25 protein-coding genes are annotated in these 24,078 nt (G+C 61.1%); 18 read left to right on the top strand and 7 right to left on the bottom strand.

What is annotated here, in order from left to right; translation table 11 throughout:
- The first annotated feature begins 1 nt into the window (after position 1).
- Both galE and AC1PUL_RS03275 read left to right on the top strand, forming a co-directional pair.
- Complete coding sequence (gene galE, locus AC1PUL_RS03280) at positions 2–991, top strand: UDP-glucose 4-epimerase GalE (protein WP_480466609.1); 990 nt, start codon at positions 2–4, stop codon at positions 989–991.
- Positions 992–1,116: 125 nt separating this feature from the next.
- Positions 1,117–1,917, top strand: coding sequence for an ion transporter (locus AC1PUL_RS03275; protein WP_480466608.1), 801 nt, complete (start codon positions 1,117–1,119; stop codon positions 1,915–1,917).
- Between the two features lie 24 nt (positions 1,918–1,941).
- Here AC1PUL_RS03275 and AC1PUL_RS03270 read toward each other — a convergent pair whose 3' ends face one another.
- A complete protein-coding gene (locus AC1PUL_RS03270; protein WP_298462681.1) occupies positions 1,942–3,564 on the bottom strand; it encodes an ABC-F family ATP-binding cassette domain-containing protein in 1,623 nt (540 codons plus the stop codon).
- A gap of 168 nt (positions 3,565–3,732) precedes the next feature.
- On the opposite strand from AC1PUL_RS03270, the gene AC1PUL_RS03265 reads away from it, so the two are divergent.
- Together AC1PUL_RS03265 and AC1PUL_RS03260 are read left to right on the top strand one after the other, a co-directional pair.
- Positions 3,733–4,122, top strand: a complete 390-nt coding sequence (locus AC1PUL_RS03265; RefSeq protein ID WP_480466607.1) for a globin domain-containing protein — start codon at positions 3,733–3,735, stop codon at positions 4,120–4,122.
- A gap of 4 nt (positions 4,123–4,126) precedes the next feature.
- Positions 4,127–4,492 carry a DUF423 domain-containing protein gene (locus AC1PUL_RS03260; protein ID WP_480466606.1) on the top strand — a complete coding sequence of 122 codons (366 nt, stop codon included), beginning with the start codon at positions 4,127–4,129 and terminating at the stop codon, positions 4,490–4,492.
- A gap of 47 nt (positions 4,493–4,539) precedes the next feature.
- On the opposite strand, the gene AC1PUL_RS03255 is transcribed toward AC1PUL_RS03260, so the two are convergent.
- The 3 genes from AC1PUL_RS03255 to AC1PUL_RS03245 are packed head-to-tail and all read right to left on the bottom strand — an operon-like array spanning position 4,540 to position 5,639.
- Positions 4,540–4,935 (bottom strand): VOC family protein, encoded by a 396-nt coding sequence (locus AC1PUL_RS03255; RefSeq protein ID WP_480466605.1) that lies wholly within the window; start codon positions 4,933–4,935, stop codon positions 4,540–4,542.
- A 45-nt stretch (positions 4,936–4,980) separates the two neighbouring features.
- A complete protein-coding gene (locus AC1PUL_RS03250) occupies positions 4,981–5,247 on the bottom strand; it encodes a hypothetical protein (RefSeq protein WP_480466604.1) in 267 nt (88 codons plus the stop codon).
- Positions 5,244–5,639 (bottom strand): DUF2325 domain-containing protein, encoded by a 396-nt coding sequence (locus AC1PUL_RS03245; protein ID WP_480466603.1) that lies wholly within the window; start codon positions 5,637–5,639, stop codon positions 5,244–5,246. Before AC1PUL_RS03245 ends, AC1PUL_RS03250 begins: the two co-directional genes overlap by 4 nt.
- 287 nt (positions 5,640–5,926) lie before the next feature.
- Here AC1PUL_RS03245 and AC1PUL_RS03240 point away from each other — a divergent pair, with 287 nt between their 5' ends.
- The 3 genes from AC1PUL_RS03240 (at position 5,927) to AC1PUL_RS03230 (ending at position 11,495) form a co-directional block, all read left to right on the top strand.
- The gene (locus tag AC1PUL_RS03240) at positions 5,927–7,288 is read left to right on the top strand and encodes an NAD(P)-dependent oxidoreductase (protein ID WP_480466602.1); all 1,362 of its coding nucleotides are present in this window, start codon (positions 5,927–5,929) and stop codon (positions 7,286–7,288) included.
- A 27-nt stretch (positions 7,289–7,315) separates the two neighbouring features.
- On the top strand, positions 7,316–8,629 hold the full coding sequence (gene preA, locus AC1PUL_RS03235) for an NAD-dependent dihydropyrimidine dehydrogenase subunit PreA (protein WP_185810553.1): 1,314 nt from the start codon (positions 7,316–7,318) through the stop codon (positions 8,627–8,629).
- Between the two features lie 172 nt (positions 8,630–8,801).
- Complete coding sequence (locus tag AC1PUL_RS03230) at positions 8,802–11,495, top strand: bifunctional diguanylate cyclase/phosphodiesterase (RefSeq protein ID WP_480466601.1); 2,694 nt, start codon at positions 8,802–8,804, stop codon at positions 11,493–11,495.
- Positions 11,496–11,525: 30 nt separating this feature from the next.
- Here AC1PUL_RS03230 and AC1PUL_RS03225 read toward each other — a convergent pair whose 3' ends face one another.
- Positions 11,526–12,158: an exopolysaccharide biosynthesis protein gene (locus tag AC1PUL_RS03225; RefSeq protein WP_480466600.1), complete on the bottom strand. Its 633-nt coding sequence runs from the start codon at positions 12,156–12,158 to the stop codon at positions 11,526–11,528.
- 140 nt (positions 12,159–12,298) lie between these two features.
- Between AC1PUL_RS03225 and AC1PUL_RS03220 the strand changes: the two genes are divergently transcribed.
- Positions 12,299–13,240: a DMT family transporter gene (locus AC1PUL_RS03220; protein WP_480466599.1), complete on the top strand. Its 942-nt coding sequence runs from the start codon at positions 12,299–12,301 to the stop codon at positions 13,238–13,240.
- Here the strand turns inward: AC1PUL_RS03220 and AC1PUL_RS03215 are convergent.
- Positions 13,230–13,886 carry a TetR family transcriptional regulator C-terminal domain-containing protein gene (locus AC1PUL_RS03215; protein ID WP_480466598.1) on the bottom strand — a complete coding sequence of 219 codons (657 nt, stop codon included), beginning with the start codon at positions 13,884–13,886 and terminating at the stop codon, positions 13,230–13,232. The two genes, AC1PUL_RS03220 and AC1PUL_RS03215, sit on opposite strands and share 11 nt — an antisense overlap.
- A 288-nt stretch (positions 13,887–14,174) precedes the next feature.
- Between AC1PUL_RS03215 and AC1PUL_RS03210 the strand changes: the two genes are divergently transcribed.
- Genes AC1PUL_RS03210 through hydA form a run of 4 tightly spaced genes read left to right on the top strand, consistent with a single transcriptional unit; the run spans position 14,175 to position 17,509 of the window.
- A complete protein-coding gene (locus tag AC1PUL_RS03210; protein ID WP_480466597.1) occupies positions 14,175–15,428 on the top strand; it encodes a Zn-dependent hydrolase in 1,254 nt (417 codons plus the stop codon).
- The gene (locus AC1PUL_RS03205; RefSeq protein WP_480466596.1) at positions 15,362–15,679 is read left to right on the top strand and encodes an antitoxin MazE-like protein; all 318 of its coding nucleotides are present in this window, start codon (positions 15,362–15,364) and stop codon (positions 15,677–15,679) included. The genes AC1PUL_RS03210 and AC1PUL_RS03205 overlap by 67 nt, the downstream gene beginning before the upstream one ends.
- The gene (locus tag AC1PUL_RS03200) at positions 15,676–16,026 is read left to right on the top strand and encodes a type II toxin-antitoxin system PemK/MazF family toxin (RefSeq protein ID WP_480466595.1); all 351 of its coding nucleotides are present in this window, start codon (positions 15,676–15,678) and stop codon (positions 16,024–16,026) included. The genes AC1PUL_RS03205 and AC1PUL_RS03200 overlap by 4 nt, the downstream gene beginning before the upstream one ends.
- A 25-nt stretch (positions 16,027–16,051) precedes the next feature.
- Positions 16,052–17,509: a dihydropyrimidinase gene (gene hydA / locus AC1PUL_RS03195; protein ID WP_480466593.1), complete on the top strand. Its 1,458-nt coding sequence runs from the start codon at positions 16,052–16,054 to the stop codon at positions 17,507–17,509.
- A 343-nt stretch (positions 17,510–17,852) separates the two neighbouring features.
- Here the strand turns inward: hydA and AC1PUL_RS03190 are convergent, their stop codons facing one another.
- On the bottom strand, positions 17,853–18,266 hold the full coding sequence (locus AC1PUL_RS03190; protein WP_480466591.1) for a cupin domain-containing protein: 414 nt from the start codon (positions 18,264–18,266) through the stop codon (positions 17,853–17,855).
- A 124-nt stretch (positions 18,267–18,390) separates the two neighbouring features.
- On the opposite strand from AC1PUL_RS03190, the gene AC1PUL_RS03185 reads away from it, so the two are divergent.
- The 6 genes from AC1PUL_RS03185 (at position 18,391) to AC1PUL_RS03160 (ending at position 24,072) form a co-directional block, all read left to right on the top strand.
- Positions 18,391–19,179: an ABC transporter ATP-binding protein gene (locus AC1PUL_RS03185; RefSeq protein WP_480466589.1), complete on the top strand. Its 789-nt coding sequence runs from the start codon at positions 18,391–18,393 to the stop codon at positions 19,177–19,179.
- A 270-nt stretch (positions 19,180–19,449) separates the two neighbouring features.
- On the top strand, positions 19,450–19,785 hold the full coding sequence (locus AC1PUL_RS03180) for a hypothetical protein (RefSeq protein ID WP_480466587.1): 336 nt from the start codon (positions 19,450–19,452) through the stop codon (positions 19,783–19,785).
- Positions 19,785–20,672, top strand: a complete 888-nt coding sequence (locus AC1PUL_RS03175; protein ID WP_480466585.1) for an ABC transporter permease — start codon at positions 19,785–19,787, stop codon at positions 20,670–20,672. The genes AC1PUL_RS03180 and AC1PUL_RS03175 overlap by 1 nt, the downstream gene beginning before the upstream one ends.
- Positions 20,669–21,535 (top strand): ABC transporter permease, encoded by an 867-nt coding sequence (locus AC1PUL_RS03170; protein WP_298462736.1) that lies wholly within the window; start codon positions 20,669–20,671, stop codon positions 21,533–21,535. The genes AC1PUL_RS03175 and AC1PUL_RS03170 overlap by 4 nt, the downstream gene beginning before the upstream one ends.
- A gap of 30 nt (positions 21,536–21,565) precedes the next feature.
- Complete coding sequence (locus AC1PUL_RS03165; protein ID WP_480466583.1) at positions 21,566–22,558, top strand: ABC transporter substrate-binding protein; 993 nt, start codon at positions 21,566–21,568, stop codon at positions 22,556–22,558.
- Between the two features lie 323 nt (positions 22,559–22,881).
- Positions 22,882–24,072 (top strand): efflux RND transporter periplasmic adaptor subunit, encoded by a 1,191-nt coding sequence (locus AC1PUL_RS03160; RefSeq protein WP_480466581.1) that lies wholly within the window; start codon positions 22,882–22,884, stop codon positions 24,070–24,072.
- The last annotated feature ends 6 nt before the right edge of the window (positions 24,073–24,078 follow it).

Below are 24,078 nucleotides of genomic sequence, written 5' to 3'. Positions count from 1 at the left end.
CATGACTGCCACACCCATCCTCGTCGTCGGCGGCGCCGGCTATATCGGCTCGCACACCTGCCTCGCCCTCTCCGAGCGCGGCTATCTGCCCGTCGTCTATGACAACTTCAGCTCGGGCCATCCGGAATTCGTCAAATGGGGTCCGGCCGAACAGGGTGATATCAGGGATAAGGCGCGACTGAAGGAAGTGCTGGCCAAGTACCAGCCGAAGGCCGCCATGCATTTCGCCGGTCTGATCGAGGTCGGCCAGTCCTTCAAGGAGCCGGAGCACTTCTACGACGTCAACGTCTCGGGCACGCTCAGCCTCCTGCAAGCGCTCAGCGAAGCCGATATCCGCAACTTCGTCTTCTCCTCGACCTGCGCCACCTATGGGGCGCCGGAATATCTGCCGCTCGACGAGAAGCACGGCCAGAAGCCGATCAACCCTTACGGCCGCACCAAGCACATCGTCGAACAGGCGCTGGGCGACTTGAACCTCTGCGGCCGCATGCGCTCCGTCATGCTGCGCTATTTCAACGCCGCCGGCGCTGACTTCGAAGGCCGCATCGGCGAGTGGCACTCACCGGAGACCCATGCCATTCCGCTCGCCATCGAGACGGCGCTCGGACGCCGCGAATTCTTCTCGATCTTCGGCGAAGACTATGACACCCGCGACGGCACCTGCATCCGCGACTACATCCACGTCAACGATCTCGCCGACGCCCATGTCCGTGCCGTCGATTATCTCTTGAACGGTGGCGAGACGATCGCCATCAACCTCGGCACCGGCAACGGTACGACGGTGAAGGAACTCATTTCGGCTATCGAGAAGGTCTCCGGCCGCCCGATGCCGGTCAAGCGCACCGAACGCCGCCCGGGCGACCCGCCGGGCCTCGTCGCCAGCAATGCGCTTGCCCGCGAAGTCCTCGGTTGGGATCCGAAGCTGGGCATCGACGACATCATCCGCACGGCCTGGAAGTGGCATTCCAGCTTCAACGGCCATTCGGCCTGAGAAAGACGCCAGCCATCGGTCTTCCCCAAAAAGGCGCGTGAGCAGTTCTCCCGTAACAGGGGAATCGCTTGACGCGCCTTGTTCCATCGTCTTTTCGTCTGGCAGTTTTTCTCCGGAGCCAGACCATGCGCGACAAGCTGAAGACGATCCTCTCCTCAGGCCAGTGGGAGAGGTTCATCATTACCATCATCCTGATCAACTCGGTCACCCTGGGGCTTGAGACCTCTCCGACAGTCATGCAGGCCATCGGGCCGCTGCTGCTCGCGATTGACCGCATCATTCTCTCGATTTTCGTCATCGAAATCATTGCGCGTCTATACACGTATCGGCTTTCCTTCTTCCGCGACCCTTGGAGCATTTTCGATTTCGCGATCGTCGCGATTGCGCTCATTCCGGCAACGGGCCCGTTCCAGGTGCTGCGTGCCCTGCGCATCCTGCGTCTTCTGCGCCTGATCTCGGTCGTGCCGTCGCTGCGCCGGGTCATCGGTGGCCTGATCGCAGCACTGCCGGGCATGGGCTCGATCATCGTGCTGCTGTTTATGCTGTTCTATGTCTCCGCAGTCATGGCGACCAAGCTCTATGGCGCAAGCTTCCCCGACTGGTTCGGCAGCCTCGGCGCGTCCACCTATTCGCTCTTCCAGATCATGACACTGGAAAGCTGGTCCATGGGCATTGTCCGGCCGGTAATGGAAGTGCATCCCTATGCCTGGATGTTCTTCGTGCCCTTCATCCTGCTCAGCACCTATTCCGTGCTGAACCTCTTCATCGGTGTCATCGTCTCGGCCATGCAGGATCAAAGCACCGCAGACACGGATGCCGAACTGAAGACGCTCCATGTCGACAATGCTGACTTGTTGCGGGAAATGCAGGCGCTGCGATCCGAAATTGCGGCCTTGCGCGCAGAGAGAAGCACGACCAGCGCGTAACTCTCCAAGGCATTACATCGGGCCTCAGCTTCTGAGGCCCGGTGCCTCATGCCCTGTGCGCTCGACATACTCAGTGTAGCCGCCGCCATACTGGAAGACACCTTCGGGCGTCAGTTCGAGCACGCGGTTCGACAATGCCGCGAGGAAATGGCGGTCGTGGCTGACGAAGAGCATGGTGCCTTCGAACTGCGACAGCGCCTTAATCAGCATTTCCTTGGTGTCGAGGTCGAGGTGGTTGGTCGGCTCGTCGAGAACCAGCAGGTTCGGCGGGTCGAACAGCATCATCGCCATGACAAGACGCGCCTTCTCACCGCCCGAGAGGACCCGCACCCGCTTGTCGATGTCATCGCCGGAAAAGCCGAAGCAGCCGGCGAGTGCGCGAAGCGGTGCCTGCCCAGCACGCGGGAAGCTCGTTTCCAGCATCTCGAAGATCGTCATGTCGCCATCGAGCACATCCATCGCATGCTGGGCGAAATAGCCCATCTTGACGCTGGCGCCGATGGAGACCGTACCTTCGTCCGGCTTCGAATCACCTGCGACCAGCTTCAAGAGTGTCGACTTGCCGGCGCCGTTAATGCCCATGATGCACCAACGCTCCTTGCGGCGGACCATGAAGTCGAAACCGTCATAGATGACCTTGTCGCCATAGCGCTTGGAGACGCCCTTGACGCTGACCACGTCTTCGCCGGAACGCGGCGCCGGCTGGAATTCGAAGGCGACCACCTGGCGGCGCTTCGGCGGCTCGACGCGGTCGATCTTTTCCAGCTTCTTCACCCGGCTCTGCACCTGGGACGCGTGCGATGCCCGCGCCTTGAAGCGCTCGATGAACTTGATTTCCTTGGCGAGCATCGCCTGCTGCCGCTCGAACTGCGCCTGCTGCTGCTTCTCGTTCTGCGCTCGCTGGCCCTCGTAGAATTCATAGTCGCCGGTGTAGCTGTTGAGCTGGCCGGCATCGATCTCGATGATCTTGGTGACGATGCGGTTCATGAACTCGCGGTCATGCGAGGTCATCAGAAGCGCACCGTCATAACCTTTCAGGAACTGCTCGAGCCAGATCAGGCTCTCGAGATCGAGATGGTTCGATGGTTCGTCGAGCAGCATCACGTCGGGTCGCATCAGCAGGATGCGGGCGAGCGCCACGCGCATCTTCCAGCCACCCGAGAGAGCGCCGACATCGCCATCCATCATGCTTTCGGAGAAGGAGAGACCGGCCAGAACCTCGCGCGCCCGGCCCTCCAGGCCATAGCCGTCGAGCTCCTCGTAACGCGCCTGCACCTCGCCATAGCGCTCGATGATCGCGTCCATCTCGTCCATTCTGTCAGGATCGACCATGGCGGCTTCGAGTTCGCGCAGCTCAGCGGCAACCTCGCTCACCGGCCCTGCCCCGTCCATCACCTCGGCCACGGCCGAGCGGCCGGACATTTCGCCGACATCCTGGCTGAAATAGCCGATCGTCACACCCTTATCGACAGAGACCTGCCCCTCGTCCGGCTGCTCGTGACCAATGATCATCCGGAAGAGCGAGGTCTTGCCTGCACCGTTCGGGCCGACAAGGCCGATCTTTTCGCCACGATTGAGGGCGGCCGATGCCTCGATGAAGAGGATGCGGTGGCTGAGCTGCTTGGAGATGTTTTCGATACGGATCATGGACAAGGCGCCTGCTGGAAATCGGCGCCCTTATGGCATGCCGAGACCCAGCTGTCCTCTGCTTTTGTTGCAGGGCGGACCCGAACTGCGCTCGATTGCCACGGAGCCGGCCCGCCGGTTGCCTTGAGGCTTTGAAAGCGCGAAAAGACATCACGCAAGGACGACAGCATGAGCGAAGAAACAATCACCCTCTACGAAGCGATCGGTGGCGATCCGACCGTCAAGGCGCTGACGCGACGCTTCTACGAACTGATGGACACACTGCCGGAAGCCGCCCATTGCCGCGCCGTGCATCCGCCGGATCTCTCCGGCAGCGAAGAGAAGTTCTACGAGTATCTGACCGGCTATCTCGGCGGACCGCCGATCTACATGCAGAAGCGCGGACACCCGATGCTGAGGCGCCGCCATTTCGTTGCCGAGATCGGTCCCATCGAGCGCGACGAATGGCTTTTGTGTTTCCGTCGCGCCCTTGACGAGACGGTCGAGCATCCGAAACTGCGGGAGATCATCTGGCCGCCGATCGAAAAGCTCGCCTTTCACATGCAGAACAAGGAGTAAGCCGATGGCCGAGATGGCATCCAATCGCTGGGCGGCCCTGGCAGCGGGTTTGATTGGCGCAGCTGGCGTGGGCCTTGCGGCAGCGGCCAGCCATGCAGGCGGCGAAGCCCTCCTGCGTCCGGCCTCGACGATCTGCCTCGCCCATGCGCCGGCTCTGATCGCCCTGTCGCTTGCCGCAGGCCGTCTTCGCTTTTCGGCGCTCGCAGCCCTCGGCATGACGACCGGAACGGCCCTGTTTGCCGGTGATCTCGTGGCACGCCACTTGTTCGGCTCGGGGCTCTTCCCGATGGCAGCTCCGACGGGCGGCCTGACGCTGATCGCCTCCTGGCTGATCCTGGCCGCAGCCGCAGCTTTGCCGCGCCGCAATTAACGCTCCACAGGAACGGCAATACGGCGCGGGAAACGCTTGAAAAGACTCTAATGCTTGTTGGCTGCCGGTCCCGCTCCGCCAAACATCAGCAGATTTCCGTGCGGGTCGCGGATATGGAAGCGCACACCGCCGCCACATTCGCCGGCATCATCGGCCGGACGGATCGCTTCGATGCCCCGGCTGCAGAAGTCCAAATAGATTTCCGCCGGAGCCGTGGCACGGAAGAACACGGAACTGTTGTGGCATTGGACCGGATCGTCGCTGAGCCAGAAATGCAGCTCCATGCCGCCGCGGCGGACGACGAGGTAGTCGAGCCCGTCATAACCGACATCTTCGAAGCCGAGTTCGTTGACGTAGAAATTGCGGGTTTCACTGAAATCAAGGGAGGGGAGGATCGGCACTGCATTGAGGATCGTTGTCGCAAAAGGTTGCTGAGCGTTCATGCGGAAAGTTCCTCTTTTTCCCGCATGATTCAACGGACGAAACGTCTACGACCTGGCGTTGGCGTTCCGCTGCCATCGGGGAGCGGGAAAGTCTATGACAAGGGCCGGAGCCCGGTTGACTGCGTGGTACATGGTAGCCGATTTACGTTCGTGCAAGCCCGGCAAAGTGATGATTTCACAATTCATCACTTCAATTTCCTGCGAGCGTTGCAACATTGCCTCGGCGAGTTCCGGCAGGAGCCCCTCGCCGCGCTGACGTGCAAGCTCATGAAACGAGCCTATGCCACCCTTGTCGAAACCGTCCCTGCTCATCCGTCCGTATTCCTTTCATTGAGTGTCTGCAGTGCACGCTCGAGACTGGATTTCGAGCCGTTTCGCAGCGGAATGAAAGTCTTGCCGAACTTCTTACAACCGCTCTTCACGCGCAGACACGCATCGTGACTGATACAGTCGATCGGGCAGAAAACGCAGTCGACGGAGGGGAGCACCGTGTCGATACGCGAAACCGCTTCACGTAAACCCCCATCATGGTGAATTAGTTCCGCACCAAAATTGCTGGCGATCTGTCTGAGGTGTGCAACTTGGCAATCCCGGCCACCGACATACAGAAAACTGCGGACTTCTGCGTTGGATTTCAGAGCGTTATCCCGCTGCGAACTTTCGCCGGCTAACTGTCTCGACGCCTGCTTTTTTTTCTTCGCCATGCTGCCGTCACTCCCGAATCCGTCAAAAAGGCTGCCCAAGCGCGCCTGTCCAGAGAGGCATACAAAACATGACAAAAAGAGTAAAGTATATAGCTGAAGATTTTAGTCAGGTTTTTGAGTGACACAAACCTCCACGCACCGATCGCCATCCTGGGTTTGACAAGGGTCAACTTTCCCGGATTCTCAGGGCCTCTGAGGCACAAAATCCAAATTTTTACCGTTTGATAAAAGTTTGATCCTGAGTTACGCTTCCCCGCATCGCTTCGAATATAAAAGAGGGAACTGCGATGCGAAGACTGGAACCGGGCCTTAAGGCCGGGCGGCTTGATGCTGCCGATTATGCAAAGAATTTCTCAGACCTGCATCCCCGCCTCGGCGACCACGAGGCACTCGTTGCGTCCGACAGATGTTACTTCTGTCATGACGCCCCCTGCATGACGGCCTGTCCCACCGCCATCGATATCCCGATGTTCATCCGGCAGATATCGACTGGCAATCCGATTGGCGCGGCAAAGACCATCTTCGACCAGAACATTCTCGGCGGCATGTGCGCCCGCGTCTGTCCAACCGAAACGCTCTGCGAAGAGGCCTGTGTGCGCAACACGGCGGAAGAGCGCCCTGTCGAGATCGGCCGCCTGCAACGTTACGCCACCGACATTGCTATCGAGGAAGGCCGCCAGTTCTACCGTCCAGCAGCCTCGACCGGTCGCACGGTGGGTATCATCGGCGCAGGCCCCGCTGGCCTTGCCGCCGCCCATCGGCTGGCGATGCACGGCCACCAGGTCACCATCTACGAAGCGCGGGAAAAGGCGGGCGGCCTCAACGAATACGGTATCGCCGCCTACAAGACGCCGAACGACTTCGCCCAGAAGGAAGTCGACTACATCCTCTCGCTCGGCAATATCGACGTGCTCGACGGCCAGATGATGGGTCGCGATTTCACCCTCGCCGACCTCCAGGCCAAGCATGACGCCGTCTTCATCGGCGCCGGCCTTGGCAACGTCAACGGGCTGAACATCCCCGGCGCCAAGATCAACGGTGTGATCGACGCGGTCGAATTCATCGCCAACCTGCGTCAGGCAGACGACAAGGCAGACGTTCCCGTCGGCCGTGACGTCGTCGTCATCGGCGGCGGCATGACCGCGATCGATGCCGCCGTCCAGGCCAAGCTTCTCGGCGCGGAAAACGTCACCATCTGCTATCGCCGCGGCAAGGAACACATGAACGCCTCCGAGTTCGAGCAGGATCTCGCGACCTCCAAGGGTGTTCACATCCGTCACTGGCTGCAGCCGAAGGAAGTCGCCCATCACGGCGGCCACTGCTCTGCGATCACCTTCGAATACACCCACCTCGAAAACGGCCTGATGAAGGGCACCGGCCACACGACCGAGATCAAGGCGGACCAGATTCTGGTCGCGATCGGCCAAAAGCTCGACGGCCAGGGTCTGGACGGCCTCAACGTCGAAGGCGGCAAGATCGCCATCGACGCCGAAGGCCGCACCTCGATCCCGGGTGTCTGGGCCGGCGGCGACTGCGCCTTCGGAGGTCAGGACCTGACGGTCTCTGCCGTCGCCATGGGCCGTGACGCGGCCGAAAGCATCAACCGCTCTCTCGCCGTTTCAACGGCGGGCGTGACCGCAGTCGCATGACGCACCCGCTCAGAGAGGATTTGAACAATGGCTGATCTTCGCAACAACTTCGTCGGCATCAAGTCGCCCAACCCCTTCTGGCTAGCATCCGCTCCGCCGACCGACAAGGCCTACAACGTCGAACGCGCCTTCAAGGCGGGCTGGGGCGGCGTCGTCTGGAAGACGCTCGGCTCGGAAGGCCCGCCGGTCGTCAACGTCAACGGCCCGCGCTATGGCGCAATCTGGGGCGCGGACCGCAGGCTCCTTGGCCTCAACAACATCGAACTGATCACCGACCGTCCCCTGCAGGTGAACCTGCAGGAGATGAAGATGGTCAAGAAGAACTGGCCGGATCGCGCACTTGTCGCCTCGATCATGGTCCCCTGCGTCGAGGAAGAGTGGAAGGCGATCCTGCCGCTGGTCGAAGAAACCGGCGCCGACGGCATCGAACTCAATTTCGGCTGTCCGCACGGCATGTCCGAACGCGGCATGGGCTCTGCCGTCGGTCAGGTGCCTGAGTACATCGAGATGGTCGTGCGGTGGTGCAAGCAATACACCCGCATGCCCGTCATCACCAAGCTGACACCCAACATCACCGACATCCGCAACCCGGCCCGCGCCGCCAAGCGTGGCGGCACCGATGCCGTGTCGCTGATCAACACGATCAACTCGATCGTCTCGGTCGATCTCGACAACTTCTCGCCGAACCCCAGCATCGGCGGCAAGGGCAGCCATGGCGGCTATTGCGGCCCGGCGGTCAAGCCGATCGCGCTGAACATGGTCTCTGAAATCGCCCGCGATCCAGAAACCTATGGCCTGCCGATCTCCGGCATCGGCGGTGTGACGACCTGGCGTGATGCGGCGGAATTCCTGGCGCTTGGTGCCGGCAACGTGCAGGTCTGCACGGCGGCCATGACCTATGGCTTCAAGATCGTCCAGGAAATGATCACCGGCCTCAACAACTGGATGGATGCCAAGGGCCATCAGAGCCTCGACGACATCTGTGGCCGCGCCGTCCCGAATGTCACCGACTGGAAGTACCTGAACCTGAATTATGTGGCCAAGGCCCATATCGATCAGGACGCCTGCATCAAGTGCGGCCGCTGCCACATCGCCTGCGAGGACACCTCGCACCAAGCGATCACCAGCATCGTCGATGGCGTCAGGAAATTCGAGGTGATGGAAGACGAATGCGTCGGCTGCAATCTCTGCGTCAACGTCTGTCCGGTCGAGAACTGCATCACCATGGTCGGCCTTGAACCCGGCACGATCGACCAGCGCACCGGCAAGCCGGTCGACCCCAACTACGCCAACTGGACGACCCATCCGAACAATCCGATGGCTGTTCAGGCGGCGGAATAGTCGTCCATCAAGAATTTCCGGCCCGTTTTACGGGCCGGACATGTCTCGATTTCTATAATTCCTCAATCTTTTTCCAATCGATTCAGTTTTTTTTCAGCGCTATACTCCACCATCAGGATATTCCAGTTCACGGCTTGAATGTTGAGCCGGCCTAGCCCCTGGCAAGGAGACCATGGCGACGAAGAGCAAGACAGCCGTGGGCGAGTCCGCCCTCCGATCACGTTTGCAAATCCTGATACCAAGCGTCATCGTGCTGATTGGCGTCGCCGTGTCTGCGATCTATGCTGATTTCCAGCAACAGCGTCTCGGTCGCGAAGCCGCCAGAAACGACGTGGAAGAAAGCCTGGGCCTCGTGCGGACCAAGCTCGAAGCCAATCTGAACGCCAATATCAGGCTCCTCCAGGGCATGGTCGCCGTCATCGGAACAGAACCTTACGTCACCCAGGAACGCTTCGCGACGCTGTCGGAGAGCCTGCTCCAGAACCCCTCACAGATACTCAACATCGTCGCGGCTCCAGACCTGATAACAACGTTCGTTTACCCCTATGAACGTAATAAGGGGTTGATCGGTATGCGACTTTTGCCACCGCCTGCGGCGGAGGAGTCTGTCGCCAAGCTGCGCGATCAAGGAAAGACGATCATAAATGGCCCGCTGCAGCTGAGGAATGGCAGCATGGGACTGATCGTCACCGTACCGATCCACATGGAGAACGACGGCGGAGAACACGCCTTCTGGGGCGCGCTGGCCGGTATCGTCGATCTGGCCCAGCTCTACAATGACATCGGCCTTCAGGCTTCGGACCTTCCGCTCTCCGTGACCATCAGCGAGCGGAACTCCCTGACAGGCGACAAAACGATCATCTATGGTGACGGTGACGTTTTGAAGGATGATCCAGTCACCATGACCGTGGATCTCGGAAACAAGCGTTGGGCGATCTCCGCCGTGCCTGCAGGTGGCTGGGCGAGCGCGAGCAAACCAGACGCACTGATACGGACCATGATCATCGCCATGGCTGGACTGATCGCCGGGACGGTCGTCTGGGTCGCCATGCTGATGAGAGAGCGCCAGCACAATTACGCAGCATTGCGCCAACGCGAGGAGGAACTCCGCGCCATGTCGCATCGCCTCGGCGCGGCGCTGGCAACATCCAGGATCGGCGTCTGGGAGCTCGATATCAAGTCGAACTCGGTGACCTGGGACGAGCAGCTTTACCAGCTCTATGGCCTGTCACCGGACACCCCGATCCACCAGCAGCTCTGGGAGGAGTTGGTAGTGCCGGAGGACTGTGTTGCCATCAACACACTTATGAACGAAGCCATAGAAAACGGAGGGTCCTATACTGGTGAATTCCGCGCGCGGCGGCCGGACGGGGAACTGATCCATTTCCGCACCGTCGGCACGGCATATCGCGATCACACCGGCGAAACGCGGGTGCTTGGCGTCAACTGGGATGTCAGCGCTGACGTGCGTCTGCAGGAAGAACTGCGTCGGGCTCAAAGAGAAACGGCGCTGCGCAACGAGGAGCTGGAAGCTGCTCGACAGAGGATGGAACACAATGCGCTGCATGATTCGCTGACGGGGCTGCCGAACCGCCGCTACCTGGACCAGAGGCTGGAACAGTTCGTCGACGGGCAGGAGGCGACGGGCCAGACCTTGACGGTCTTGCATATGGATCTTGATCGCTTCAAGGAAATCAACGACACCCTGGGCCATGGCGCAGGAGACGCCATTCTGCGCAATGTGGCGCGCGAACTGCAAAACTATAAGGCCAATTGCGATTTCGTGGCGCGTATCGGCGGCGATGAATTCGTGATCGTTTGCACGCGAAGCGCGCCCGACGTGAACTACGAAGCCTTGGGCAACGAGTTGATCGCAGCGATCAACAAGCCCATCCTCTACAACGGACATGAATGCCGTGTCGGCGCGTCGATCGGCATCGCCCAGAAGGTCGAGCCGGGCCTGAGCTGCGAACAACTGCTTGTAAACGCTGACATCGCGCTCTACGAGGCCAAACGCCGCGGTCGCAACAGGGTCGAACGCTTCTCCGACCAGCTGCGCGCGCGCACGATCAATCTAAAGACGACGGCTGATGCCATTCTGCGTTCGCTGCACGACGATGATTTCATCGCGTATTTCCAGCCGCAGTTCGACGCGCGCACTCTGGAGATCAACGGCGTCGAGGCACTTGCTCGCTGGCGGCATCCGGACAGGGGCATACTCGCGCCCAATGCCTTTCTCGACATTGCAGACAGCCTGAACGTGGTTGCGCAGATCGATGCAAAGATCCTCGATCAGGCACTCGCGGAATTAGCGCGCTGGCACGCGGAAGGGCTCGGGATCGAGCATGTCTCAGTCAACATCTCGGCACAACGCCTGTTTGAAGAAGCGCTTCTCGATCATCTCGGCAGGCTCTCGATAAAACCGGGCAGCCTGTCGTTCGAACTGCTGGAGTCGATTTCTTTCGATGACAAGGCCGATGCCGTCGCGGCCAGCCTGGATCGCATCCGTCAACGCGGCATTTCCATCGAGATCGATGACTTCGGGACAGGCTACGCGTCGATCCTGTCTCTGATCAAGCTCTCCCCCAGCCGTCTCAAGATCGACCGACAGCTCGTCGCGCCGATTGTGGCCAACCCGACCCAGCGCAAACTGATCAGCTCGATCGTCGACATCGGACGATCATTCGGGATCGGGATTGTCGCCGAGGGAGTCGAAACGATGGAACATGCGGCAATCCTGCGCGACCTGGGCTGCAACACGCTGCAGGGCTATGCACTCGCCCGACCCATGAGCCCCGACGCCTTCATCGATTTCGCAAGGGCGCACGTCTTGAAGCGTGACGATCGCTGGCAGCGCAGCGCCTGATTATCGGGCCCTCAGCCCTCGGCCTAGAGTTTAGCCAAGAAGGCTCTGGCCGGCGGCAAAGCCGGCATAGGCCAGTGCCGAAAAGTAGACGAGCGTCAGAACAACCATGAAATGGCCGAGCGCCACAACCACGCCGTCACGCTGGGAAATCCCCGTTGATAGAAACAGAATGGCGACGCCCGGCAGCGTGTTGGAAAACGGGATGAAGCCGAGCGGCATCATCAGCAGCACGCCGGCAGCGGTCAGGATGAGCCCGTTCACCCGATTGATCAGACTGCCCACGGTCAGTCCCGGCAGGCGTGGGCGAACATAGCGGTCGACCTTGCGCAGAATGGCAAGCCCCCGCTCGAGAACCGGCACCAGCTTCGCCCGATCAAGCTTGCGGTCCGCCACTTTCTCCGGCAGCCACGGCAGACGGTTGAAGGTCACGGCGATGCCGATGAGCACGATGCCCGCACCGAAGACGGTCGATACGCCCGGAATGGAGACGGGCACGAGAAACGGCAGGGAGAGCAGACCGCAGAGCAGAAGCAAGCCGCTTTCGCCCATCTTTTCGAGGATCTGACGCAAGGTGACATGCTCGTCATGCATCGAGTTGATCACGTCCTGCAGCACCGCGCTGGTGCTCTTGTCCGTATCGCTGAAGCCGATCGTCGTTGTCATCAGGTCCGCTTTCGATTAACTGCCGGAAGGATATCCTTGGACGACGCTTATTCCGCGTCTCCCGGATCGCAGATGAATGAGAAAGCCGGTCGGGTCAAGTCACGCGAACGGTTGGACCACTTCCGGTCGAAAGACATGCCATGACAGAGCAAGCGCCAGCAGCAGAGACCCCCGTCAACCGCCACACGGTGCACGCCAAGGGTCGTGAAAAGCTGAAGGCGCATGCGGCGATGCTGCTTTTCGCCGCCCTGATCGCCGGCTCATTCTCCTTCGGCGGCATGGCGGCGCAGCATATGGATGCAGGCCCGCTGACACTCTGGCGCTATCTGATGACGGTGGTCGTCATGGGTGTCCTGACCTTCGGCATCCTGCGCGTGCCTTTCCGCCCACCCCAGCGGATCTGGCGCTTTGCCCTGCTGGGAGGGCTCATCGCCATCTACATGCTGACGATGTTCGCCGCGCTCGAATTCACCAATCCCGTCCAGACCGGCGCCGTCTTCACCCTGATGCCGCTGATCAGCGCCGGCTTCGCGCTCCTCTTCATAGGCCAGAAGACGCGGCCGGATGTCTTCATCGCCCTGGTGATCGCGGCCCTGGGCGCCATCTGGGTCATCTTCCGGGCGGATATCAACGCGATCCTGTCCTTTGATGTCGGCACTGGTGAGCTGATCTATTTCGTCGGCGTCGTCTGCCACGGCGCCTATGTGCCGCTGATCCGCAAGTTCAACCAGGGCGAAAACCCTGTGGCCTTCGGTTTCTGGGTCATCGTCTTTACGGTGCCCTGGCTTTTGCCGACCGGCGCAGTGCCGCTCGCGACCACCGATTTTGCTAGCCTTCCGCCGACGGTCTGGGCAACGATCGCCTATCTCTCCGTCATCACCACGGCGCTGACCTTCATGCTCCTGCAATATGCCTCGATGCGGCTGCCGGCGCCCAAGGTCCTCGGCTACGGCTATCTCACGCCGACCTTCATCATCCTGCTCGAAGGCCTGCTCGGCCATGGCTGGGCAAGCCCCGCCGTCTTCGTCGGCGCGCTGGTCACGGCGGCAGGGCTTCTGGTGATGGGACTGCTCAGGGACTGACGGCCACGGGCTTCAGAATCAGTCCGTTGACGAAAAGACCCTCAAGAAAGCGGGCCGCCGCCTCGAAGCGATCTTCTTCCTCCCGCCCAGGCCCCAGTACGGAACGAACCTGCACGTCGAAATCGGCATAGTGCTGGGTCGTCGACCAGATCGAGAAGATCATGTGATGCGGATCGCAGGCGCGAATCTTGCCGGACGCGATCCAGGCCCGGATCACTTCGGCCTTCTCGTCGACCAGTTCCTTCAACGGCCCTTCCAGCACTCCGGCAATATGCGGCGCGCCCTGCAGGATCTCGTTGGCGAACAGCCGGCTTTCGCGCGGAAAGTCGCGCGCCATTTCGAGCTTGCGGCGGATATAGGACCTAATTTCCTGCTCCGGATCCCCCTCGGCATCGAAGGCGGCAAGCGGCTCCAGCCAGTTTTCCAGCACCCGGTCGATCAGCGCCTGATGCATCGCCTCCTTGGTGCGGAAATAATAGAGCAGGTTGGGCTTCGACATGCCCGCCACCTCGGCGATCTGGTCGATTGTCGAGCCATGGAAGCCGCGCTGAGAGAAGACTTCCAGCGCCGCCTCGAGGATAACCTCTTCCTTCTCCTCCTGGATCCGCGTCCGCCTCTGGGTTTGCGCCGCTCTCGGTATCGCCATCTTAGAGTTGTTCCCTGCCTAAGACACTGAAGTCACTCAAGAATATCCGCGCCCAAATTCTGTGCAATTGCACGGTTTTTTGTCGCAGATTTTTGCTGATTCCGTCTTGAGTGCCGTGATGGAAGTTGTAATGTTTTACCAGTCGGTCAAATTATTGGACAGATGTCAAATAAAGGCAACTGCCGATACAACAACGGAAAAGACAAAGACAAGCCGTTGTTGCTGACCCAGGGAACAAGGGGCACGGGCGGAAGATCCGCGCTCCGATAAAACAGGTGAGGATCTGCAATGACGGCGCAACCCGGCACGAACCTTCGCGTGAACGGCGATCGGCTGTGGGACATGCTCATGGACATGGCGAAGATTGGCCCCGGTATTTCCGGCGGCAACAATCGCCAGACCCTGACCGATGAAGATGCCGAGGGCCGCCGCCTCTTCCAGCGCTGGTGCGAGGATGCGGGGCTGACCATGGGCGTCGACACAATGGGCAATATGTTCATGACCCGCCCCGGCACCGATCCGGATGCCCTGCCCGTCTATATCGGCAGCCACCTCGACACCCAGCCCACCGGCGGCAAATATGACGGCGTGCTCGGTGTGCTCGCCGGTCTGGAAGTCGTGCGCTCGATGAACGACCTCAACATCAAGACCAAGCACCCCATCGTCGTGACCAACTGGACGAATGAGGAAGGCGCCCGCTTTGCGCCCGCCATGCTGGCCTCCGGTGTCTTTGCCGGCGTGCTGACCCAGGATTACGCCTATGCCCGCAAGGACATGGAGGGCAAGAGTTTCGGCGAGGAGCTGAAGCGCATCGGCTGGGTGGGTGACGAAAAGGTCGGCGCCCGCAAGATGCACGCCTATTTCGAATATCACATCGAACAGGGGCCGATCCTTGAGGCCGAAGAGAAGCAGATCGGTGTGGTCACCCACTGTCAGGGCCTGTGGTGGCTGGAATTCACGCTGACCGGCAGGGAAGCCCATACCGGCTCCACCCCGATGAACCACCGCGTCAATGCCGGCCTTGCCATGGCCCGGATCATGGAAATGGTCCAGACGGTTGCCATGGACAACCAGCCGGGCTGCGTCGGCGGCGTCGGCCAGGTGAAGTTCTCGCCCAATTCCCGCAACGTCCTGCCCGGCACGGTGATCTTCACCGTCGACATCCGCTCGCCGGAACAGGCCAAGCTCGACGGCATGCGCGCCCGCATCGAAAAGGAAGCCGCCGAAATCTGTGCAGCCCTCGGTGTCGGCTGTTCCATCGAGGCCGTCGGCCATTTCGATCCGGTGACCTTCGACCCGACACTCGTCGCCTCCGTCCGCAAGGCGGCGGAAGATCTCGGCTACAGCCACATGAACATCATCTCCGGCGCCGGCCACGATGCCTGCTGGACAGCCAAGGTGGCGCCCTCGACCATGATCATGTGCCCCTGCGTCGGCGGCTTGAGCCATAACGAGGCTGAGGAAATTTCCAAGGAATGGGCCAGCGCCGGCTGCGACGTGCTGCTGAGGGCGGTTCTGGAGACGGCGGAGATTGTGGCGTAGGATCGAAATCTAGGAGCAGTCCTGAACGGGAGCGAACCATGGGACGACCGAGGGAATTGTCACCGGAAGAACGCGCTGACCTGCTGCGGCGGGGCTACAGGCCAGTGGAAATCTGGGTGCCTGACATGTCTAGCGAGGCGTACAAAGAGGAAGCTGCTAGGCAGACGAAGGCTGCTGTGGAGGCGGATCGTAAGGCTGGAATTGTGGAACTGACCGGCGAAGATCTTTCAGATGACTGGGATAAGCCGTGAAGTTTGCTCGGGGCGATATGGTGACAGCCGCATTTCAGGGAGACCTCGGGAAACCGAGGCCAGCGGTCATAATTCAAGCGGACAATTATATCGAACACCACGTCACCCTGCTTCTTTGCCCTCTTTCGACCTTTCTTTCTGACGCCTCGGATTTTCGTCCCACGATTGAGCCATCGGATGCAAACGGCCTGAAGGAACGGTCGCAAGCCATGGCCGACAAGATGACCCACTTGAAGAAGGCTGCCATACGACAAGTCATCGGCCATCTCAACGAGGATGAAATGGCGATGCTCGAACTGGCAATAATCAACATCACCGGATTGCAGCAGTTTAGACCGCAATCGTGAGAAAAAGGATCGAGGGAGAGAGCAAATGACCACCACAGTCATCAAGGGCGGAACCATCGTCACCGCCGATCTGACCTACAAGGCTGATGTCAAGATCGAGGGGGGCGTGATCGTCGCGATCGGGCCAAACCTCTCTGGCGACACCGTGCTGGATGCGTCGGGCTGTTATGTCATGCCCGGCGGCATCGACCCGCATGTGCATCTGGAAATGCCCTTCATGGGCACCTATTCGGCGGATGATTTCGAAAGCGGCACGCGCGCCGGCCTCTCCGGCGGCACGACCATGGTCGTCGATTTCTGCCTGCCGGCCCCCGACCAGTCGCTGCTCGAAGCGCTCACCATGTGGGACAACAAGACCTCGCGCGCCACGGCCGACTACTCTTTCCACATGGCGATCACCGGCTGGAACGAACGCATCTTCGACGAGATGAAGACCGTCGTGCAGGACAAGGGCATCAACTCGTTCAAGCACTTCATGGCCTACAAGGGCGCCCTGATGGTGAACGACGACGAGATGTTCGCCTCCTTCCAGCGCTGCGCCGAACTCGGCGCGCTGCCGATGGTCCATGCCGAAAACGGCGACGTCGTCGCCTCGATGACCGCAAAGCTGCTGGCCGAGGGCAACAATGGTCCGGAAGGCCATGCCTATTCCAGACCCCCGGAAGTCGAGGGCGAGGCCACCAACCGCGCCATCATGCTGGCCGACATGGCAGGCGTGCCGCTCTATGTCGTGCACACCTCCTGCGAACAGGCGCATGAAGCCATCCGCCGCGCCCGCGCCAAGGGCATGCGCGTCTATGGCGAGCCGCTGATCCAGCACCTGACGCTCGACGAAAGCGAATATTTCAACAAGGACTGGGACCACGCCGCCCGCCGCGTCATGTCGCCTCCCTTCCGCAACAAGCAGCACCAGGATTCACTCTGGGCCGGCCTGCAGTCGGGCTCGCTCTCGGTCGTCGCCACCGACCACTGCGCCTTCACCAGCGAACAGAAGCGCTTCGGCGTCGGCAACTTCGCCAAGATCCCGAACGGCACCGGCGGGCTTGAGGACCGCATGCCCATGCTCTGGACCTATGGTGTCGCGACCGGCCGCCTGACGATGAACGAATTCGTCGCCGTTACCTCGACCAACGTCGCCAAGATCCTCAACATCTATCCGAAGAAGGGCGCCGTCCTGGTCGGCGCCGATGCCGACCTCGTGGTCTGGGATCCCAAGCGCTCAAAGACCATCTCCGCCAAGACCCAGCAGTCCTCGATCGACTACAACGTCTTCGAGGGCAAGGAAGTGACGGGCCTGCCGCGTTACACGCTGACCCGCGGATACGTCGCGATCGAGGAGAGTGCCGTGAAGACCCGCGAGGGCCACGGCAAGTTCGTCAAGCGCGAGCCCTTCCCCGCCGTTTCCAAGGCGCTCTCGACCTGGAAGGAACTGGTCGCCCCGCGCAAGGTGGAACGCACCGGCATTCCGGCGACGGGGGTGTGACTCTGTTATGATGTTGGTACGCGGTGTTACCCCCCTCTGCCCTGCCGGGCATCTCCCCCTCAAGGGGGGAGATCAGAGGCGGCTGGCCGCTCGCCACACCTCCCCCTTGAGGGGGGAGGTCGCCGCAAAGCGGCGGGTGGGGGTGATCGAGGCGACGAGTTCGACCTCAAGGGTTTACGCAGACGCTTTACACATCACCCCACCCCGGAGCTCCGCTCCGACCCTCCCCCTCAAGGGGAGGGTGAGGCTTCGGCGCCTGCCCCAACCGCTCTCCCCCCTTGTGGGGGAGATGCCCGGCAGGGCAGAGGGGGGTACAACGCGCTCCGACGTCAGTGACGAGGCATCAAACTTCAACCAGCCCATCCAGTTCCGGCAGCAGGACAACGCTTTCCTGCTCGTTCGGGTCGGTGCGCGCAATGATCGCCGTGCAAGGCGCGTTCGACAGGTTCGCCGGCAGATGCGGCACGCCGGCCGGGATGTAAAACAGCTCGCCGGCATGCACGATCACATGGTTTTCCAGCCGGTCGCCATACCAGGTATGCGCCTGACCGGAGAGCATGTAGATCGCCGTTTCGTGGCTCTCATGCAGATGCGCCTTGGCGCGCGCACCGGGCGGCATCGTCAGCACATGCATGCAGATGCCCTTCGACCCGACCGTTTCGGCCGCAATGCCCTCGAAGTAACTCAAGCCCTGCTTGCCCTCATAGGTGTGGCCGGGCTTCACGATCCGGCAGGTGGGCTTTGATGATGCGTCCATGGTCCAATCCTCTTTTTCCCGGCGGCAGGCCCGCCAATCCCGGTTCGCTGCTCCCGAGCGACCGCATGTCCAAAGAATGCAAGAGGCGACAGGCCTTTGCAACAAACCCGATTGGTCCCAGCGCATGAATGCACCCTACTCCGTCGTCTCGGCCAAAAACCTGAGCCTCACCTTCGAGACCAATGACGGGCCCGTCCACGCCCTGTCCAACGTCAATCTGGAGGTGAAGAAGGGCGACTTCGTTTCCTTCATCGGTCCCTCCGGCTGCGGCAAGACCACCTTCCTGCGCGTCATCGCCGATCTGGAGAAACACACCGCCGGCGAGATCACCGTCAACGGCATGACACCGGAAAACGCCCGCAAGGCGCGCTCCTACGGCTATGTCTTCCAAGCGGCTGCCCTCTATCCCTGGCGCACGATCGAGAACAACATCGCGCTGCCCCTGGAAATCATGGGCTACAGCGCCGATGAGAAGAAGAAGCGCATCGAACAGACCCTCGACCTCGTCAACCTCTCAGGCTTCGGCAAGAAATATCCCTGGCAGCTGTCGGGTGGCATGCAGCAGCGTGCCTCGATCGCCCGCGCGCTCGCCTTCGATGCCGACCTTCTGCTGATGGACGAACCCTTCGGCGCGCTCGACGAAATCGTCCGTGACCACCTGAATTCGGAACTGCTAAAACTCTGGGACCGCACCAACAAGACGATCTGCTTCGTCACCCATTCGATCCCGGAAGCCGTCTACCTCTCCACCAAGATCGTCGTCATGAGCCCGCGTCCGGGCCGCGTGACCGACATCATCGAGTCGACGCTACCGAAGGAACGCCCGCTCGACATCCGCGAGACGCCGGAGTTTCTCGAAATCGCGCACCGGGTGCGCGAGGGTCTGAAGGCGGGGCATTCTTATGAGGAATAACATCTACTTGGAGAACCTGGTCACCCCCCTCTGCCCTGCCGGGCATCTCCCCCATAAGGGGGGAGAGCGGGATGGGGCGAGCCTGTCGCTCCACACCTCCCCCTTGAGGGGGGAGGTCGCCGCGAAGCGGCGGGTGGGGGTGAACCGGGCAGCGAGTTCGACATCATCAATCGGCCCTGACGTCATGCACGTCGCCCCACCCCGGAGCTTCGCTCCGACCCTCCCCCTCAAGGGGAGGGTGTCGGCCGCCGTAAAAGTGGAGGCCACCCCATGAACCCCACCTTCCTCCTCTGGCTGGGTGCCGCCATGGCGACCTTCCTGGGTGCCGCCACCGTCAGCAGGGCCTATGTCGACAACGGCAAGCTCTGGGTGCTCTTGGCATCGCTCGCGCTCTACTGTGTCGGCAACCTGATGATGGTGAAGCTGATGCGCGAAGGCGGGCTGGGGCTGGCCATCTCGGTATCGGCGGTCGCACAATTGCTGCTCGTCAATGTGATCGCCTTCTTCCTCTTCGGTGAACGGCTCACCGCCGTTCAGACCGCAGGTGTCGCTCTCGGTGTCGTTTCCATGGCTCTTATGCTCATTCCCGCAAAAGGAGGTGCCTGATGAAGGCTGCCCCTTCCGCCTTCCGTGACCGCATTTTGCCGGTTCTGACCGTTATCCTGGCGATCCTCGTGATCTGGCATGTCTTCGTCGTTTATCTGAACGCGCCCTTCGTCCGCGATCAGGCGGCGCGCGCCGGGGAAACGATCACCTTCTCGCAGATCGTCGAACGGACCTTCGCCCAGGAGCGCCCCGTCCTCCCGGCCCCGCACCAGATCGTCGCCGAGCTTTGGGACACAACGATCAACAAGGCCGTCACCTCCAAGCGCAGCCTCGTCTACCATGCCTGGATCACGCTTTCGGCGACGCTCATGGGCTTTGCCATGGGCACCCTACTCGGCATCGTGCTGGCGATTGCCATCGTCCACAACCGGGCCATGGACAAGTCGCTGATGCCCTGGGTGATCGCCTCGCAAACGATCCCGATCCTTGCGATTGCGCCGATGATCATCGTTGTCCTGAATTCGATCGGGATCTCCGGATTGATGCCCAAGGCATTGATTTCGACATATCTTTCCTTCTTCCCGATCGTCGTCGGCATGGTGAAGGGCCTGCGCAGCCCCGATATGCTGCTGCTCGATCTGATGCGTACCTACAATGCCAGCCAGTCGCAGACCTTCTGGAAGCTGCGCTGGCCAGCTTCGATGCCTTACCTCTTCACCTCGCTGAAGGTAGCCATCGCCATCTCGCTGGTGGGCGCCATCGTCGGTGAGCTGCCGACCGGCGCGGTTGCCGGTCTGGGCGCCCGTCTGCTGTCAGGCTCCTACTATGGCCAGACCATCCAGATCTGGGCCGCCCTCTTCATGGCGGCAGGGCTCGCCGCCATTCTGGTATCGATTGTGGGCATGGCCCATACCCGGGTTCTTGCACGCATGGGGGTCAAGCCATGAACGGTTACCTCGTCTTCGCCTTCGTCTTCTGGCTCGGCGCCTGGGGTCTGAACGAGTGGCTCGTCCGCCTGCGTCCCAAGGACCAGACGACCAAGCGCGCCATCGGCCTGGCCGTGCCGCTGATCTTTGGCGTAACACTGCTCGTCATCTGGGAATGTGTGGTGCGCGGTTTCGAGATCCCCTCGATCCTCTTGCCCGCCCCGTCGATGATCTGGGCGCGGATCCTGATCTCCACCCCGATCCTCTGGGCAGACTTCCAGCAGACCTTTCTGAAGTCGGTGATTACAGGTTACGTTGCCGGCTGCGGTCTTGGCTTCATCGTCGCGATCCTGATCGACCGCTCGCCCTTCCTGCAAAAGGGCCTGCTGCCGATCGGCAACTTCGTCTCGGCCCTCCCCGTCGTCGGCATCGCGCCGATCATGGTGATGTGGTTCGGCTTCGACTGGCAGTCGAAGGTCGCGGTCGTCGTGATCATGACCTTCTTCCCGATGCTGGTGAACACGGTCCAGGGACTGGCCTCGGCCAGCCATATGGAACGCGACCTGATGCACACCTATGCCGCCTCCTGGTGGCAGACGCTGGTGCGCCTGCGGCTCCCTGCCGCCTGGCCCTTCATTTTCAATGCCCTGAAGATCAACTCCACCCTCGCGCTGATCGGTGCGATCGTGGCAGAGTTCTTCGGCACCCCGATTGTCGGCATGGGCTTCCGGATCTCGACAGAGGTCGGACGCTCGAATGTCGACATGGTCTGGGCCGTGATTGCGGTCGCCGCACTCGCTGGCTCAGTCTTCTACGGATTGGTGGCACTGGCAGAACGCCGGGTCACCTTCTGGCATCCGTCCGTCCGTGGTGGACGGTCGTGAACTGCACCAAAAACAAAAGAGGGAACTGAAATGAAAATCAAACTCGCATCCCTGCTGATGGCTGCCGCGGTCTCGCTGACCGCGATGCAGGCCGCCGCCGCCGACAAGGTGACCCTCCAGCTGAAATGGGTGACCCAGGCCCAGTTCGCCGGCTACTACGTCGCCAAGGATAAAGGCTTCTACGAGGAAGAAGGCCTCGACGTCGAAATCAAGCCGGGCGGCCCGGATATCGCTCCCCCGCAGGTTCTGGCCGGTGGCGGCGCTGACGTCATCGTCGACTGGATGCCATCCGCCCTCGCGACCCGCGAAAAGGGCGTGCCGCTCGTCAACATCGCCCAGCCCTTCAAGTCGTCCGGCATGATGCTGACCTGCCTCAAGGAAAGCGGCATCACCAAGCCTGAGGATTTCAAGGGCAAGACGCTCGGCGTCTGGTTCTTCGGCAACGAATATCCATTCCTGTCCTGGATGAACACGCTCGGCATCAAGACCGATGGTTCGCCGGATGGCGTGACCGTGCTGAAGCAGGGCTTCAACGTCGACCCGCTCCTGCAGAAGCAGGCCGCCTGCATTTCGACGATGACCTACAACGAATACTGGCAGGTCATCGATGCGGGCATCAAGCCGGAAGAGCTGATCACCTTCAAGTATGAAGACGAAGGTGTCGCAACCCTCGAAGACGGTCTCTATGTCCTCGAAGACAAGCTCGCCGACCCGGCCTTCAAAGAAAAGATGGTCAAGTTCGTCCGCGCTTCGATGAAGGGCTGGAAATACGCCGAAGCCAATCCGGATGAAGCCGCTGAAATCGTGCTCGAGAACGACGCCTCCGGCGCCCAGACCGAAGCCCACCAGAAGCGCATGATGAGCGAAGTCGCCAAGTTGACCGCCGGCTCGAACGGCGCCCTCGACAAGGCCGACTACGACCGCACCGTGAAGACCCTGATGGGCGGCGGTTCCGATCCGGTCATCACGAAGGAGCCGACAGGCGCCTTCACGACCGAGATCACCGACGCGGCCCTCAAGTAGAACCAGGCGGACCACCAAGTCATAGAAGCACGGGGAGCGATCCCCGTGCTTTTTTTGTAGGCTTTACCTATCAATTGCAGGGCTTTGGCTGGTAATTCCGCAACACCACCGTTCTATCTTGAACAATTTTGGGAGCACGGCTTGAATCCGCAGTCACGGCTCTTGCAAGCCCTTCCGCCATCCCCCACCTCTTCAAACAGTGTTGAGATGCCGCGATTGTGAAGACGCGTGTTATTGTCTGGAAGCACCTTGGCTGTGAGCCGAACGGTCTTCCGCCACGTATCAAGGCGTGAACTGCGAAAATCGTTGTTGGGAAGGGACTCATGTTTCGAAACACGCGCGCTCGGGCGGTCTTGATGGCTGCCACTTTGTCGCTGTCGGCCTCCGTGGCCTTGGCACAGGAACAGGCTGCGGCCCCCGTACCGGCTCAGAATCTTCCGGCAATCATCGTCACCCCGGCCGAAAGCCGTGCGCTGGTCGATCGCATTCTCGCGACCGGTACCGTCCGCGCCGTCGAAGAGGTGCAGGTTCAGCCACAGGTGGAAGGCCTGCAGATCAAGTCGCTGGAGGCGGATGTCGGCGACACGGTCCAGGCTGATACGGTCGTTGCCCGGCTGAACGAGGACACCCTCGTGTTGCAGCGCAGCCAGCTTGTGGCCAACAGGGCCAAGGCAGAGGCCGCTTTGGCGCAGTATCAGGCCCAGGTCGTTGAAGCCGAAGCGAACCTGCGAGAAGCCCAGCGTCAGCTGGATCGTGCAACGCGTCTCGTCGCTTCCGGTTCCGTCTCCGCCTCGCAAAAAGAGCAGGCCGAAACCACGCTGGCCAGTGCAACGGCCCGCGTTGAGACGGCCCGCCAGGCCATTACCGTGGCAGAGGCGGATATCAAGGTGGTCGATAGCCAGATCGCAGATACGGATCTGCGGCTCGCCCGCACCGAGGTCAAGTCGCCCGTGGCCGGCACGGTCTCCGTGCGCAATGCCAAGATCGGTGCCATCGCAACCGGCGCGGGGCAGCCGCTTTTCACGGTGATCCGCGACGGCCAGATCGAATTGGTGGCAGATGTCCCGGAAGGTGATATCCTGCGCATCAAGCAGGGCCAGACGGCGACCGTCACGATTGCCGGTCGGGCCGAGCCCCTGACCGGTTCGATCCGCCTTGTGTCGCCGGTCATCGACTCCGTCACGCGCCTGGGTTCGGTGCATATCGCTTTGGACGATGACGCAGCTGCCCGTGCCGGCATGTATGGCAGCGCAGCCATTACCGTGGATGAGGCCAATGGCATTGCACTGCCTCTGTCCGCCATTACCACGGAAGGCGGCAAGACAACGGTTCGCAAGGTCGAAAACGGCACGGTCCAGATGGTCGAGATCAAGACCGGCATTCAGGACGGCGCCTTCATCCAGGTCACCGAAGGCCTGAGCGAAGGTGACAAGGTGGTCGCCAAGGCGGGCGTGTTTGTCCGTGACGGTGACCGGGTCAATCCGGTGGAAGAAACCAGCAGCGTTTCCAACTGAGGGGCG

This window comes from Rhizobium sp. P43, from assembly GCF_056730705.1.
Note: the sequence above shows the minus strand (reverse complement) of the source record. Positions and strands in the feature narration are given on the sequence as shown.